Here is a 14,510-nt window from a genome sequence, read left to right as displayed (position 1 = left end):
GTAGCGCCAGCGCACCAGCAGCACCGCAACACCGCAAGACCGCGGTGCCCGGCCCCTGGCGGGCCGGGCACCGCCCCCACCCCTGACGAAGGAGCCCCTTCCCATGAGCACGAACGCGCACGGCTGTTCCGCCACAGACCAGATCCACGCCGGCTACGAGCCGGCCGGGCCGCATTTCCCCGTGGCCCCGCCGATCCACCAGACGGCGGCGTACGCGTTCCCGGACTACGAATCGGCCCGATCGATGTTCGCGCTCAGGAAACCGGGCTTCACCTACACCCGCACCGGCAACCCCACGGTGGCCGTGCTGGAGCAGCGCCTCGCCACCCTGGAAGGGGGGACCGGCGCCATCGCGACGGCGACCGGCCAGTCCGCCGTCGCCATCGCCCTCCTGGCCCTCCTCGGGGGCGGGCGGGACGAACACGGCGCGCGCACCCCCGCCGGCCGGCACCTCGTGGCCTCCTCGCAGCTGTACGGGGGAACGGTGGACCTGCTGACGGACACGTTCGCCGACTTCGGCATCACCGTGGACTTCGTCGATCCCGCCGTGCCCGGCGCCTGGGCGGACGCGATCACGGCGGACACCCGCGCGGTCCTGCTCGAATCCATCACCAACCCGCTGGCCACCCTCCCGGACCTCCGGGCGATCGCCGCGGCCGCGCACCGGGCGGGTGTGCCGGTGGTCGTGGACAACACGCTGGCCACGCCGGCCCTGTACCGGCCCATCGAACACGGCGCGGACATCGTGGTGCACTCCGCCACCAAGTTCCTCGGCGGCCACGGCGCGGCGCTGGCCGGCGCAGTCGTCGACTCCGGAAACTTCGACTTTGCCGCGCACCCGGACAAGTGGCCCCAACTCGCGGCGCCCAAGGCGCGCTACGGCAACGAAAGCCTGGCCGACCGCCACGGCCGGGGCGCGTACCTGGCGCTCGCCCGCAGCAAGTACCTGCACGACCTCGGCCCCTCGCTGTCCCCGGCCAGCGCCGCGGAGATCCTGCGCGGCATCGAGACCCTGGGCCTGCGCGTCGCCCGGCACGCGTCCAACACGGAGCGGATAGCGCGGTTCCTGTCCGCGCACCCTGCCGTCGCCCGGGTGCACCACCCGTCCGTTCCCGACAACGTCGGCGCCGCAATCGCCGCGCGCGACTTTCCCCGGGGCGCCGGATCCGTTTTCTCCTTCGACCTCGCGGCGCCCGCGGCGGCGGTGGGACCCTTCATCGATTCCCTGCGCGTGTTCGTCCTGGCGGCGAACCTCGGAGACACGCGGTCGCTCGTCGCGCACCCGGCGGCCATGACGCACTGCAGGCTGACGCCGGAGCAGCGGGCCGCCGCCGGGATCGCCGAGACCACCATCCGGATCTCCGTGGGGCTCGAGGAACCGGCCGACCTGATCGCCGACCTCGACGCCGCCCTGTCGGCGCTCGCGCCCGGACACGTCCCGGGCGCCGCCCCGGTCGGCGTGCCGGCGTTCGCGGGACGGGTGGCCTGACATGACGACGACGCCCGATCCGCTCGCCCGCGGCTTCAACACCACCGCCATCCACGCCGGCCAGGAGCCGGACCCGCTCACCGGCGCCGTGATCCCGCCGATCTACCAGACCAGCACGTTCATCCAGGACGGCATCAACGTCCTGCGCGCCGGGCACGAGTACAGCCGCGGCTCCAACCCCACCCGGAACGGCTTCGAGACCCAGTTGGCGGCCCTCGAGCGCGGGGCGGCCGGCTTCGCGTTCGCCTCCGGGCTGGCCGCCGAGGACGCGCTCCTGCGCGCCCTGCTGCTGCCCGGCGACCACATCGTGCTCGGGGGCGACGGCTACGGCGGAACCAACCGTCTGATCAACCACCTCCTGGCGCCCTGGGGCGTGGCCAACACGGCGGTGGACACCACGGATCTCGCGGCGGTCGCGGGGGCCGTCCGGCCGGGCAGGACCGCCATCCTGTGGCTGGAGACGCCGTCGAACCCGCTGCTCGGCATCGCCGACATCGCCGGCTGGGCGCGGATCGCCCACGACGCCGGGGCGCTCCTGGTCGTGGACAACACCTTCGCGTCCCCCTACCTCCAGCGGCCGCTGGACCTGGGCGCCGACGTCGTGGTGCATTCGACCACGAAGTACATCGGCGGGCACTCCGACGTCCTGGGCGGCGCCGTCGTCGTGGCCGAGAGGTCCCACCGCGGGAAGGCGCTCGCCGAGAGCATCGGCTACCAGCAGTTCGCCGCCGGCGCCGTCGCCGGCCCGCAGGACTGCTATCTGGCCGCCCGGGGACTCAAGACCCTGGGGCTGCGCATGGAACGGCATTGCTCCAACGCGCAGGACCTCGCCGAGTGGCTGGGGGAGCAGCCGGGCATCGCCGAGGTGCTCTACCCGGGCCTGCCCGGGCATCCCGGCCACGAACTCGCCGCGCGGCAGATGTCGGGGTTCGGCGGGATCGTCTCGGTGCGGTTCGCCGGCGGGGAGCGCCAGGCGCGCGCCTTCGCGGAATCCACCCGGCTGTTCGGGCTGTCCGTGAGCCTGGGCGGGGTCGAATCGCTGGTCTGCTATTCCTCGGAGATGACGCACGCGTCCGTCCGGGGGACCGAACTGGCCGTGCCCACGGACCTGGTCCGGCTCTCCGTTGGGGTGGAGGACGTCGAGGACCTCCGGCGGGACCTGGCCGACGCGCTGGAGAAGGTGCGCGTCCTCGGTCCCGTGGTGGCCGGCATCGGGGCTTGACTGGCCGCACACAGGACTCAGAGGGAATCGATGAGCCCACGCATGAGTTGGGAAACCGTGACGTGCTGTTCCTCTGCCGCTTTAGTGAGCTTGGCTCGCCTTTGAGCATCCAAGCGCAAGGTAAAGGGACGAGCTTCGGCTCCCACGCTGACTGGCCGCCCGGGAGTGGGCGGACCGATATGACCGCCGGTGTAACCCTGCTCGGACTCCGCTTCAGCAGCCCAAGCCTCGATGTCCGCATCCGTGAAGTTCTTACCGCCGACCGCTGTGTGCTTGCTCATCTAGTTCACCTTCTCAAACCAACTTCGTTGAGGACCTTCTGTGTCGCGATCATCGCGTGGAAGACCAGCCACCCGCCCGGCTCGTCTTCCACCGCAATGAACTCCAACAGACGGCCCCGGCGGTCCACGCCCACGCCGACCCACTGGATCGGATTTGTAGCTCGCCCACGGGAACGTAACGCTCCCTCGAACGCAGCTCCCACGTCTTCATTGGTGATCTCAGGACGTTTGGCAGAGACCCTAGGATGCACCCGAACCCGCACAAACCACTCCTCTGCGTATTTCGTACTTCACAGTGTAGTACGAAATAAACGATTCGGCGAGAAATCCCGACCTTCTCCCGACCCAGGACAGTAGCCGTCCTTCATGGGGCGTGCGGCGGTACGGGCTGGCCTCAGAAGGGGTTGAGCAGGCGGTGCACGAACTGCCGGGTCCGTTCCTGGGCGGGGTCGCGCAGGACCCGGTCCGGGTGCCCGCGCTCGACCACGACGCCGCCGTCCATGAACACCACCTCGTCCGCGACCTCGCGCGCGAACGCTAGCTCGTGGGTGACCATCACCATGGTCCAGCCCTCCTCGGCGAGTTCCTTGATCACCGTCAGCACGTCGCCGACGAGCTCGGGGTCCAGGGCCGACGTCGGCTCGTCGAAAAGCAGCAGCGACGGCTTCAGCGCCAGCGCGCGCACGATTCCCACGCGCTGCTGCTGTCCGCCCGAAAGCTGGTGCGGGTACTGGTCGCGCTTCTCGGCGAGCCCGACGCGCTCCAGGAGCGCCTCGGCGTCGGACACGGCCTCCGCCTTGGGCCGGCGCTGGACCTGCACCGGCCCCTCGATCACGTTCTGGATCACGGTCTTGTGGGGGAACAGGTTGTAGCCCTGGAAGACCATGGCGCTCCGGGTCCGCAACGCCTGCGCCTGGGCCCGGGTGGTCTTGGGACCGAACGCCACGGAGGGTCCGCCCGCGAAGGCGACCGTTCCGGCGTCGGGCGTTTCGAGGCCGTTGAGGCAGCGCAGGACCGTGGTCTTGCCGGAGCCGGAAGGACCAATGAGCGCGAGCACCTGGCCCTGGGCGACCGAGAGGTCTATGGACCTCAGCACCTCGTTGTCCCCGAACGACTTGCGGATTCCGCTCGCGGAGAGCAGCGGCTCAGTGGGCGACATAGCGGTCCAGCCTTTCCTCGATCTTGGCCTGGCCCGCGGAGAGCACCAGGCAGAACACCCAGTAGACCAGCGCGGCCTCGACGTAGAGCAGCATGAACTCCTGGCTGAACGCCGCCACCTCCTGGGCCCGGCGGAACAGCTCCGTGACCAGGATCAACGACGCCAGGGACGTGTCCTTGACCAGCGAGATGAACGTGTTTGACAGCGGCGGAACGGATACGCGCGCGGCCTGAGGCAGGATCAGCCGCCGCAGCGAAAGCGTCCGCGACATGCCGATCGTGTACCCGGCCTCCCACTGGCCGCGCGGCACGGAGAGGATCGCGGCGCGGATGATCTCCGCCGCGTAGCCGCCCACGTTCAGCGAGAACGCGATGACCGCGCTGGGCCAGGGATCCAGCGTCACGCCGATGGAGGGCAACCCGTAGAAGATCACGAACAGCTGCACCAGCAGCGGCGTGCCTCGGATGACGGAGACGTAGGCCCGCCCGATCCACGAGAGCACCGGGTTCCGGCCGATCCGCATCAGCGCGACGACCAGCGCGATGGACAGGCCGATCACGAAGCTCACCAGCGAGAGCGGAATGGTCCCGGTGAGTCCACCCAGCACGATCGGCCACAGCGAGTCCAGGAACAGCTGCCAGTCGATACTCATGGGCACAGGCTACCGGGGCGGCGGGAGGCGGCCATCCGCTACTTGGTCACGTCGGCGCCGAAGTACTTTTCGGAGATCTCCGCCAGGGCGCCGTCCGCGGAGAGTTCCTCCAGCGCCGAGTCGACGGCGGCGACCAGGTCCTCGCTACCCTTCGGGAAGGCCAGCGCTGACAGCGACTGGTCCTCCGTCTCGGCGGCGATCTTGATGTTCGCGTTGTTCCTGGTGTTCTGGTAATCGAGGTACGTGAGCTTGTCGTTGATCGTGGCGTCCACGCGGCCCTGCTCCAGCAGCGTCACCGACTGCGCCCAGCCCTCGACGGCCTCGACCTTGGCGCCGCTCTCCTCCGCCAGATCCTTCCAGTTGCTGGTGAGCGACTGCGCGGTGGTCTTGCCGTCGAGGTCCTCGAAGGAGGCGATCTCGCTGTTGTCCGCCGCCGTCACGACGACGCCGGTGCTCACCGTGTACGGCGTGGAGAAGTCGTACGCCTCCTTGCGCTCGTCGGTGATGGACACCTGGTTCGCGATCGTGTCGAAGCGGCCGGACTCCAGCCCGGCGAAGATCGCGTCCCACTGCGTTTCCTGGAATTCGACCTCTACGCCGAGCTTGTCCGCCACGGCGGTGACGACCTCGACGTCGTACCCGGTCAGCGCGCCGGTGCCGCCCTCGTGGAAGGAAAACGGCTTGTAGGTGCCCTCGGTGCCGACGGTCAGCACGCCCTCGTCCTGGATCTGCTGCAGCGTCAGGCCCGTGGCGGAACCGGACGGGGCATCCGATCCGGCGGAACCGGCGTCCGGCGCCGTGGAGCCGCATCCCGCGGCGGCGAGGACGACGGCGAGTGCGGCGGCGGCGAGGGGGAGCGAGCGTCGCTTCATGGGGGATCCTTCGGTTCGGTGCGGGACCGGGGCGAGCCCGGCAACAGTGTTCAAGCCAGCAGGATCAACGCCGTCCCGAGGCGCGTTATTCCGTCAGGCGAGCAGCAGGGGAACCAGCATCATGGCGGGCACGGCGACGATGGTGGTGACCAGGACCGTGTCCTTGGCGACCACCACGCCGCGTTCGTAGCGGGACGCGGTCACGAACACGTTTTGGGCGGTCGGCAGGGCGGCCATCACGACGACGGCGAACAGTTCCGCGTCCTGCAAGCCGAAGACCCACGTGCCGATGGCCCACGCCAGCGCCGGCTGGACGAAGAGCTTCAGGCCGGAGGCCACCAGGACGTCGGCGCGGCGGGCTGACACGCGCTCCAACGGCCGGGACCCCACGAGGGAGATGCCGAACGCGATCAGCATGGCGGGAATGGACGCCCCGGCGATGAGCTCCACGGGTTCCGCCAGCTGCTGCGGGAGCGTCCAGCCGAAGACCGCGAACGCCAGCCCGAGGAGCGAGCCGATGATCATCGGGTTGCGCGCCGTCTGGACGGCCATCGAGACCACCGTGGTGCGGTGCCGGGTGGTCGAGGCGTCGAGCAGGGCCAGGAGCACGGGGCTGAAGAGCGCGAGTTGGAACAGGATCACGGGCGCCGCGTAGGAGATGTCGCCGAGCACGTACGCGGCGATCGGCATGCCGAGGTTGGCCGAGTTCACGGTCGAGGCGCTCATCGCGCCGATCAGCGCCTCGGAGCGGACGCGCCTGAGCCACCAGCCCGTGGCGAGGAGGTAGAGCGCGGCGACGACGACGGCGCTGCAGAGGGCGACCCCGAGCATGGGGCCGAGGACGGCGGCGGGATCGGAGCCGGCGACGGTGGTGAAGAGGAGCGCGGGGCTGGCGACGAAGAAGGTCAGCCGGTTCAGGACGAAGCGCCCGTGCGGCCCCAGGATCCCGGACCGTCCCACGCCGTATCCGACGGCGATCACGGTCCAGACGACGGCGAAACCGGAAAGGACCCCGATCAAGGGCTAGGCGAAGCGGCCGTTGTCGACCAGCGACAAGGGCGGGCTGGAGAGGTCGTCGCCGACGGCCTCGGCCGGATCGTTGCCGAGCTCGATCATGCGGTTCTCGGCGTCGACGTGGACGATGCTCGGCAGGTATTCGCGGGCCTCCGCCGTGTCCATTTCCGCGTAGCTGATGAGGATGACGGTGTCTCCGGGCTTCACCAGGTGCGCCGCCGCGCCGTTGATGCCGATCACGCCGCTGCCGCGCTCGCCGGCGATCGTGTAGGTCTCCAGGCGGGCGCCGTTGGTGACGTCGACGATGCTGACGAGTTCGCCGGGGAGGATGTCCGCGGCCTCGAGCAGATCGAGGTCGACCGTGACGGAACCGACGTAGTGCAGATCGGCGTGCGTGACCGTGGCGCGGTGGATCTTGGACTTGAACATGGTTCGTCTCATGGCGACTCCAGTCTACGCCGGGGGCAGGTGGCCGCGGGGCGGTTTGGGCACAAAGAGAGCGGGCGACGGGAATCGAACCCGCGTGTCCAGCTTGGGAAGCTGGCGCTCTACCATTGAGCTACGCCCGCAAACGCCCGCAAGTCCGTTCGTACCGCGGGCGCATTCCATCATATCCCACGTCGGGGACGGGTTTGTGCCACCGGGACCCCGCGACCGGAGGGCCGTCGGCCACCGGGGGACTATCCGGCGGGCGAGGCCTCTGGGGTCGGCTCCTTGCCGCGGCGCCTGCCGGTGAGCGTCCGGACCAGCGGCTCGGCGTAGCGCGCGGCGATGGGCCCGAAGACGGCCAGCAGCATCACGTACGTGGTCGCGAGCGCGGCCAACTCCGTGCCGACGGCGCCCGAGGCGACGGCCAGCCCGGCGATGATGATCGAGAACTCGCCGCGGGCGATCAGCGCGGTGCCGGCCCGGATCCGGCCGGGAAGGGCGATGCCGGCTCGCTTCGCGGCCCAGGCACCCGTCACCACCTTCGTGGCGGCGGTCAACACCGCAAGGGCCAGGGCGAGGAGCAACACCGGCGGAATCGTTGAAGGGTCGGTGTTGATGCCGAACACCACGAAGAACATGGCGGCGAAGAGATCGCGCAGGGGCTCGAGCACCTTCGTCGCCGAGTGCGCGGTGGACCCGGAGATCGCGATGCCCAGCAGGAACGCGCCGACCGCGGCGGAGACCTGGAGCGCGGCCGCGATGCCGGCCACGAGCAGCGCCGCTCCGATGAGCTTGAGCAGGAAGTTCTCGCGGTCGTGGGAGTGGACCAGCCGGGAGACTACCCCGCCGAAGCGCAGCGCCAGCAGCAGCACCACCGTCACGGCGAGCAGCGCGATGCCCACCGTGCGGAGCCCTCCCCAGAAACTCAGGCCCGCCAGCGTGGCCGTGAGGAAGGGAAGGTAGACGGCCATGGCGAGGTCTTCGAGGACCAGGATGGACAGGACCACGGGCGTCTCGCGGTTGCCCAGGCGCCCCAGATCGGTCAGGACCTTGGCGGCGATCCCGGAGGAGGAGATGTACGTGACGCCGCCGAGGACCATGGCGCCGGTGAAGCCCCAGCCGAGCAGCAGGGCCAGTCCCGCCCCGGGCGTGAAATTCAGTGCCAGGTCCATGAAGCCCGCAAGCCAGGACCTTTTCAGGCCCGTCACGAGCTCCTTGGCGGTGTATTCCAGCCCGAGCATCAACAGGAGCAGCACGACGCCGAGTTCGCTGGCGATGTGCCCGAACTCCTGGATGCCGGAGAGCGGGATCAGGCCGCCGTGGCCGACCATGAGTCCGCCGAGGAGGTAGAGGGGGACGGGGGACATGCCGATGCGCGCGGCCAGCCGGCCGAGCAGCCCGAGTCCGAGGAACACTGCGCCCAGTTCTATCAAGACAAGGTGGGTGTCCTCCACGGTCGGCTCCTAGCCGTTGGCCAGTAGCTCGGCGGCGCGGTCCAGTCCGTCGGCCGTGCCGACGACCACCAGCACGTCGCCGGCGGAGAGCCGGAACTCCGGAGGCGGCGAGGGGACGACCTGACCTGCCCTGGAGACGGCCACGATCGAGGCGCCGGTGCGGGTCCGCAACCGGGTGTCGCCCAGCGAACCCTCCACGTAGGGGCTTTCGTCGCTGAGCACGAACTGCTGGGTGTTCACGCCGGGCAGGCCGCTGTGCTGGCTGGACAGGTGCGCCACCAGTTGCGGGGAGCCGAGCATGCCGCCGAGGGCAGCGGCCTCCTCGTTGGTCAGCCTGACCGAAGCCTGGCACGCGTCGGGGTCCTCGCGCTGGGAAACGATGAGTTCCAACTCACCGTCCCGGCGCATGACGACGCCCACGCGGCGGCCCGTCGAGAGGGTCACTTCACGCCGCACGCCGATTCCGGGGAGCGGCGTCTCTTCGAGATTCATGGCTCAACCCTAAACCCGGGACCCTGCTTGGGATTCTGCCAATGCTCCATCACGAGCTTCTGGGCCTGCTCCTCCGTCAGGTGGCTGATCTCCTCCTGAGTTAGGTGAAGATCCTCCTCCAGTCCACGGGCTAGCCATTCCGGCAGAGCAACGGGTGGCGCTGGTTCGGGGTGGGCATTGATGCCCGCATACAAGCGTCCCATTTGCGTGATGACGTCAGGCGGCCTTTCAGGTCGTCATAAATCTCACTGTCGGCCCTGGCGCCGGCTGCCCAGACTTCAGCAATCTCTAGAACTGGCTCGTGAGTATCGCCGGACGCCTCCCGCCAGACGATTCGCCAGCCCCTGTCGCCAACTACGATCTTCCGAAAACCGACGAGCGGCTCACCTGCACCTGGGGGATCGCTCGAGGAGGAGCATTTTGGCGAATACGGCCCGCAGGATCCGTGGACCCCTTTTTGCAGACGATATAGATCCGCCGTTGCGTCTTCGGTGAGTCGCACTCGGCACTTGGGCTCAGGCAAGGTCACGAAGATAGGCTAGAGGCTGTAGGGCCCCGCCTCGATTTCCGTCTCGAGTGCCGCCCGGTCGATGCCGAATGGGTGGACTTCTACTCCTCGCCGCGGATCCTCAGCACGGTGGAGGACACCATCATCGAGGCCGGTGAGCAGCATTCCAAGGGGATCGAGTGGGTGCTGACCTCGGAGAAGGTCGCGGATCTCATCGAGGTGCTGCGGACGATGGGGCTGTACGAGAAGTTCCGTGGGGAGGACGTGATCGGAAGGACGTGATCCGGGATAAAAGTGTTGGATTATATCCCTATGCATGATGAACTGTCCAACAAGTAATAGCCCATATTTTAGGATATAGCTTGTTGAAAGACTGTGTGGGTATGGACCTGGTCGCCGCTCTGCGCGAACTTGACGTCGTGATCAGTGACGGCGTCGACGATCGCAGTTGGCTCCTGCGTCTGCCGAAGGGAGAGTCCTATCTGGTTGCCCCGACTGTGCCTCTCGATCGCATCAGCGCACATGCGGTTCGGAGTATTGCTTTCCCCCGTCATTCCCAGGGCCGTCCGTTAATCGTCGGCCGAACGGTCACCCCCAACATGCTCAGGGAAGCTAAGGCCGGACATTTCGACATCCTGACTGACCGTCCACTCCGGCTGGTCCTGCGGGGGTCTGTGTATGAAACTGAGGACTCCGTTGAAGCTCCAGCACGGCGACGCCAAGCGGGGCGGGTGGCGTGGGTTCGCTCCGCGGTATCACGGTGCCTCATCATTGCTTCCGAACCGCTCCGCCAGTCAGTGATCTCCGATCTGCTCGGCACCAGCCAGCAATCCGTCTCAACAGCCGCTAGACAACTGGGTCGCCTAGTCGAAAGCAGGAGCAGCGGACTTTCTGCCGTCAACAAAGAGCAGCTGCTGGCGCATTGGATGGACGATTACGCTGGTCCGGGGGGGCGCGGAGTTCGGGTGGTACGCCTTTGAGCCGATTGTCGAACAGACGCACAAGGCGGTACGAGTTGCTGAGCAACTTGATACCCAACCGCTAATCAGCGGTGATGTGGCCGCCGACCGCCTAGCGCCATGGAAGCTCCCCACCCGAGGGCGAATTTACGTGAAGAGTCCCATCGACCTGGGCGATGAGGGATTCGTCCCGGCGCCAGTGGATCAAGCTACGCTCATCACGTGCATTCCTCGGGACCCCACGCTTTGGCGGCTAGTAACAGACATGCAGGCACCGGGCGAGGGAGCAACGGCGTTGGCAGATGCCGTGGTCGTCTACTGGGACGTGCTTGCAAGCGGAGATATCGACAGCGTCGAAGCCGCCGAGCACCTTAAGGCATTCATCGTGAGCAGCCGTCGATGATGGACGAGGCTCAGCCAATCTCAGTCCAGGTGCACGCGCTCAGCGTCTCCGATGAGCTCGGTTATCTAGGCCAGCAAGCCATTGCGAGAGCCGCGGCGGACCACGGCGATTATCGAATCATCGGCGGTCACATGGTTCGTTTGCTGCTCCACGTCTATCCGACCTCGAATGCGGTGCTTCGGTCAACGTCGGACGCGGATGCCGTTCTGGGCAGCGTCGACGTCGTTGCGCCGGTCACCCAGAATCTGGGCGACGACACCTTCGAGAAGGTGAAGGGAAGCGTCCTCATAAGGACCCTCGACGACGGACGACAGATTGAAATCAATGTGTTCCTCGCCCGAACGGGAGCTTCCACTGGAATCCGGGCTCAGTCGGTGCCCGGAGTTGGCCAGGTCGACTCGTTGCCTGAGTTGCAGTTTGCGCTCATGGCTCCGGCATTGGTTCTTAACGTCAAGGCGATTCTGAGCGAGTCCGAAACCATCGAGTATCAAACCCGAATTCCCAATCTGGAGGCTGCCTTGGTCCTCAAGGCACATTCCTGGCGATACCGCCGATCGATGAAGGACCTAGCCGATCTGCATAGCTTGCTCGAGATTCGTGACGCACACCCGAGTGCCGAGTGGAGCGTGGGTGATCCGGATCCAATCGGTTTCCGGAAGGACGCCGCCCGCATTCTGAAGGACCTGGCAAGCAGGGTCACCAGAAAGAATGCAGGGTTTCCGACGCCGACTTATCTGGATAGGTTGCGGTTCGCGGCGCTCACCTTGCGACACATTGCCTAGGTGTGTTCAGCGCGTCGGACCACGGCGAGTGACAGTGTCCGCGGCCTCCCCGGGCGGGGCGGCCGTGCCCTCCAGCCCGGTGAAGCGGGTGACGATTCAGAAGTAGAAGTCGTTGAAGTAGCTCATGACCATCGAGCCGGCCGTGCAGGCCAGGCCCGCGGAGGACGCGGCATCGGCGAACCAATTCGGCGCATATCCGTTCTTGGTAGCGGCAGTCCTTCTAGCCGAGGGGATCCCGCCATCGCAATCCAAGGAGCCTGAAAGCTTCAATCAGATCAGGCGTATCTTCAGTGAGGTTATGACGAGCGCCTTGGCGGCCGCCCCGCGCGGGACGGCCGCCATCGGTCAGCCGACGATGAGGTTCAGGATGAACAGCAACGGGATCGAGCCGACCCACACCGCCGTCGTAATCCCGGACCACCCGCGCAGCGCGGCCGTGCCCTCCAGCCCGGTGAACCGGGTGACGACCCAGAAGTAGGAGTCGTTGAAGTAGCTCAGGACCATGGAGCCGGCCGTGCAGGCCAGGACGGCGACCAGCGGCGAGATCCCCAGCGCGGGCACCAGCGGGGCGGTCACGGAGGCGGCGGTGATCATGGCGACCGTACCGGAACCCTGGGCCAGGCGGACCAGCGTGGCGACCAGGAACGGCACCAGGAACGCGGGCAGCGCCGTCGCCGCGACGGCCTCGGCGAGCGCGTCGCCGACCCCCGAGGTGCGCAGCACCTGGCCGAGCGCGCCACCGGCGCCGGTGATCAGCAGGATCAGTCCCGCGGAGGACGCGGCGTCGGCGAACCAGTTCTGCACCTTGGTCCTCGGCGTCCAGCGCGGCAGGAGCACGTAGACGGCCAGCAGGACGCCGATGGTCAACGCCACCACCGGGTTGCCGACGAACGCGAACGGAACCACCCAGTCCGACGGCGTGTACTCGCCACCGATCACGCCCTGGGCGTTCTGGTCGATGGCGCCGGTGACGGTGTTGACCACGATCAGCAGCAGCGGCACGACGAGCGGCAGCGAGGCGAGGAACGCGCCCACGCGGTGCGGCTTGGCGCCGGCCGGCGGCGTGCCCAGGTCCAGCTCCGGGGCCTCGGGCAGGTTCGACTGGGCGGAGGAATCCCCGGGGACGGTCTCGCGAGCCTTGTCGACGCCGTCCGAATCGACGACGGAGATGGCGGAGGCGCCGCGCGCGCCGGCGGCCGTGCCGACCAAGGCGGCTTCGCCGTAGACGGCCTCGCGGACGGGGGCCGTCACGGAGGACTCGAGCTTGGGGCCCATCCACTTGGCGTACATGACGACGACGGGCAGGAGGACCACGGTGAAGGCGAGGCCCGTGAGGATGACCGCGCCGAGGTCGGCGCCGAGCAGGCCGGTCACGGCCAGCGGGCCGGGGGTCGGGGGCACGAGGTGGTGCGTCAGCGTCATGCCGGCGCCCAGGGCCAGGGCCAGGGTGACGTATCCGGCGCGCTTGACGCGGGCGATCGAGCGCGCCAGCGGGTTCATGATGACGTAGCCCGAATCGCAGAAGACGGGGATGGAGACCAGTGAGCCGACGCTGGCCATGGCCCAGGGCTCGCGTCCCTTGCCGAAGAGGCGGAGGAAGGCCATGGCCAGGGCGTTGGCCGCTCCGGAAACCTCCAGGATCTTGCCGATGGCCACGCCCAGGCCGATGACGATGCCGATGGAACCGAGGGTGTTGCCGAACCCGGTGGTGATGGCGCCGACGATGTCCAGCGCGGACTGGCCGGCGACGAGGCCGGTGACGAGCGAGGCGATGAGCAGGGCAACGAAGGCGTCGAGGCGCGTGCGCAGCACGAGCACGACGATGGTCGCGATGCCCAGGACCAGGGCCAGAAGTAATTGTAGATCCACGGTGATGTGCTCCTTGTGACGGACAGGTGCCGGGCGGACGAGCCCGGCGCTACTCGGCGTGGTCGGTGTCCGCCCATCCGAACCGGACGGAGTTGACATCACCAAGTGACGCCGGTCACACTACCAGAGATAAGACGTCTGACAAGAGACCGGCAGCCTGGAGGCAGGGATGAATCGAAAGACGCTCGCCGCCCGCGTGGTCGAGGACCTCCTCGAACGGGTGCTCGCCGGCGAGTTCGCCCCCGGCGACGCGCTTCCCGCCGAGGCGGAGCTGGCGCGGGAGGCCGACGTCAGCCGGCTGACGGTGCGGGAGGCGCTGAAGAGCCTGCAGGCGCAGAACATCGTCACCGTCCGCCGGGGCATGGGGACGTACGTGAACCCTCCGGAACGTTGGACGGGCATGGAAGCGGTCCTCCGTGCGGCGTCCCGGGGCGTCGGAATCCAACAGGTCGCGCTGAGGCTTCTGGACGTGCGCGGCATGGTGGAGACTGGCGCGGCCGAGTTCGCGGCCCGGAATGCCACGGACGCCGACCTCTCGGCCATGGACGAGGCCATCGTCGCCCTCGAGCGCGCGCACGCGGTGGGGGACCTGGACGCGGTGACGCTGGCTGACCTGGCCTTTCACGACGCCGTCTTCCGGGCGTCGGCGAACCCGTTTGTCCCCGCGCTTCTGGGACAGCTGGGGCAACTGCTCTACGCCACGCGCCGCGAGACCTCCGCCTTTCCCGAGGTGCAGCGACACGCGATCGAACACCACAAAAAGGTGCGGGACGCCATCGCCACCGGCGATCCCGGGACGGCCCGGCTGGCCATGGAGGCCCATATCCGGCAGACCTACGACGACTACGAGAGATTCATCGCCCCCGAGGCGTCGGCGCCCCAGCCGCGCCGCCCCGAACGCAACCCAACACCAGGAGAGAACTGA

The 14,510-nt window shown here is 68.1% G+C and carries 15 protein-coding genes and 1 tRNA gene; 6 read left to right on the top strand and 10 right to left on the bottom strand.

Translation table 11 applies throughout. From position 1 onward, the window contains the following. Positions 1-103 precede the first annotated feature (103 nt). Both ACHAAJ_RS07245 and ACHAAJ_RS07240 read left to right on the top strand, forming a co-directional pair. Positions 104-1,489, top strand: coding sequence for an O-acetylhomoserine aminocarboxypropyltransferase/cysteine synthase family protein (locus ACHAAJ_RS07245; RefSeq protein WP_435727324.1), 1,386 nt, complete (start codon positions 104-106; stop codon positions 1,487-1,489). A 1-nt stretch (position 1,490) separates the two neighbouring features. Continuing rightward, complete coding sequence (locus tag ACHAAJ_RS07240) at positions 1,491-2,711, top strand: cystathionine gamma-synthase (RefSeq protein ID WP_435727323.1); 1,221 nt, start codon at positions 1,491-1,493, stop codon at positions 2,709-2,711. 17 nt (positions 2,712-2,728) lie between these two features. Here ACHAAJ_RS07240 and ACHAAJ_RS07235 read toward each other — a convergent pair whose 3' ends face one another. The 9 genes from ACHAAJ_RS07235 to ACHAAJ_RS07195 all read right to left on the bottom strand — a co-directional run bounded on the left by ACHAAJ_RS07235 (position 2,729) and on the right by ACHAAJ_RS07195 (position 9,064). Continuing rightward, on the bottom strand, positions 2,729-2,992 hold the full coding sequence (locus ACHAAJ_RS07235; RefSeq protein ID WP_435727322.1) for a CopG family transcriptional regulator: 264 nt from the start codon (positions 2,990-2,992) through the stop codon (positions 2,729-2,731). Positions 2,993-3,386: 394 nt separating this feature from the next. Next, on the bottom strand, positions 3,387-4,151 hold the full coding sequence (locus ACHAAJ_RS07230) for an amino acid ABC transporter ATP-binding protein (RefSeq protein WP_435727321.1): 765 nt from the start codon (positions 4,149-4,151) through the stop codon (positions 3,387-3,389). Then, the gene (locus ACHAAJ_RS07225; RefSeq protein ID WP_435727320.1) at positions 4,138-4,803 is read right to left on the bottom strand and encodes an amino acid ABC transporter permease; all 666 of its coding nucleotides are present in this window, start codon (positions 4,801-4,803) and stop codon (positions 4,138-4,140) included. Before ACHAAJ_RS07225 ends, ACHAAJ_RS07230 begins: the two co-directional genes overlap by 14 nt. A 38-nt stretch (positions 4,804-4,841) precedes the next feature. Next, positions 4,842-5,675 (bottom strand): amino acid ABC transporter substrate-binding protein, encoded by an 834-nt coding sequence (locus ACHAAJ_RS07220; RefSeq protein ID WP_435727319.1) that lies wholly within the window; start codon positions 5,673-5,675, stop codon positions 4,842-4,844. A gap of 93 nt (positions 5,676-5,768) precedes the next feature. After that, positions 5,769-6,695 carry an AEC family transporter gene (locus ACHAAJ_RS07215; protein WP_435727318.1) on the bottom strand — a complete coding sequence of 309 codons (927 nt, stop codon included), beginning with the start codon at positions 6,693-6,695 and terminating at the stop codon, positions 5,769-5,771. 3 nt (positions 6,696-6,698) lie between these two features. Continuing rightward, positions 6,699-7,130, bottom strand: a complete 432-nt coding sequence (gene panD / locus ACHAAJ_RS07210) for an aspartate 1-decarboxylase (protein ID WP_435727317.1) — start codon at positions 7,128-7,130, stop codon at positions 6,699-6,701. A gap of 57 nt (positions 7,131-7,187) precedes the next feature. After that, positions 7,188-7,258, bottom strand: a tRNA-Gly gene (locus tag ACHAAJ_RS07205). Positions 7,259-7,369: 111 nt separating this feature from the next. Beyond that, the gene (locus ACHAAJ_RS07200; RefSeq protein WP_435727316.1) at positions 7,370-8,572 is read right to left on the bottom strand and encodes a cation:proton antiporter; all 1,203 of its coding nucleotides are present in this window, start codon (positions 8,570-8,572) and stop codon (positions 7,370-7,372) included. Positions 8,573-8,581: 9 nt separating this feature from the next. After that, the gene (locus tag ACHAAJ_RS07195; RefSeq protein ID WP_435727315.1) at positions 8,582-9,064 is read right to left on the bottom strand and encodes a cation:proton antiporter regulatory subunit; all 483 of its coding nucleotides are present in this window, start codon (positions 9,062-9,064) and stop codon (positions 8,582-8,584) included. Between the two features lie 601 nt (positions 9,065-9,665). On the opposite strand from ACHAAJ_RS07195, the gene ACHAAJ_RS07190 reads away from it, so the two are divergent. The 3 genes from ACHAAJ_RS07190 (at position 9,666) to ACHAAJ_RS07180 (ending at position 11,716) form a co-directional block, all read left to right on the top strand. Further along, positions 9,666-9,854: a hypothetical protein gene (locus tag ACHAAJ_RS07190; protein ID WP_435727314.1), complete on the top strand. Its 189-nt coding sequence runs from the start codon at positions 9,666-9,668 to the stop codon at positions 9,852-9,854. 828 nt (positions 9,855-10,682) lie between these two features. Continuing rightward, positions 10,683-10,934 (top strand): hypothetical protein, encoded by a 252-nt coding sequence (locus ACHAAJ_RS07185; RefSeq protein ID WP_435727313.1) that lies wholly within the window; start codon positions 10,683-10,685, stop codon positions 10,932-10,934. After that, positions 10,931-11,716: a hypothetical protein gene (locus ACHAAJ_RS07180; RefSeq protein WP_435727312.1), complete on the top strand. Its 786-nt coding sequence runs from the start codon at positions 10,931-10,933 to the stop codon at positions 11,714-11,716. Before ACHAAJ_RS07185 ends, ACHAAJ_RS07180 begins: the two co-directional genes overlap by 4 nt. A gap of 345 nt (positions 11,717-12,061) precedes the next feature. Here ACHAAJ_RS07180 and ACHAAJ_RS07175 read toward each other — a convergent pair whose 3' ends face one another. After that, a complete protein-coding gene (locus ACHAAJ_RS07175) occupies positions 12,062-13,585 on the bottom strand; it encodes a GntP family permease (protein WP_435727311.1) in 1,524 nt (507 codons plus the stop codon). A gap of 169 nt (positions 13,586-13,754) precedes the next feature. Between ACHAAJ_RS07175 and ACHAAJ_RS07170 the strand changes: the two genes are divergently transcribed. Continuing rightward, entirely contained in the window at positions 13,755-14,510 is a 756-nt protein-coding gene (locus ACHAAJ_RS07170) for a FadR/GntR family transcriptional regulator (protein ID WP_435727310.1), read from the top strand.

Origin of the sequence: Arthrobacter arnarulunnguaqae (assembly GCF_051262515.1) — a bacterium.
In the GTDB taxonomy this organism is placed as follows: domain Bacteria; phylum Actinomycetota; class Actinomycetes; order Actinomycetales; family Micrococcaceae; genus Arthrobacter_N.
Note: the sequence above shows the minus strand (reverse complement) of the source record. Positions and strands in the feature narration are given on the sequence as shown.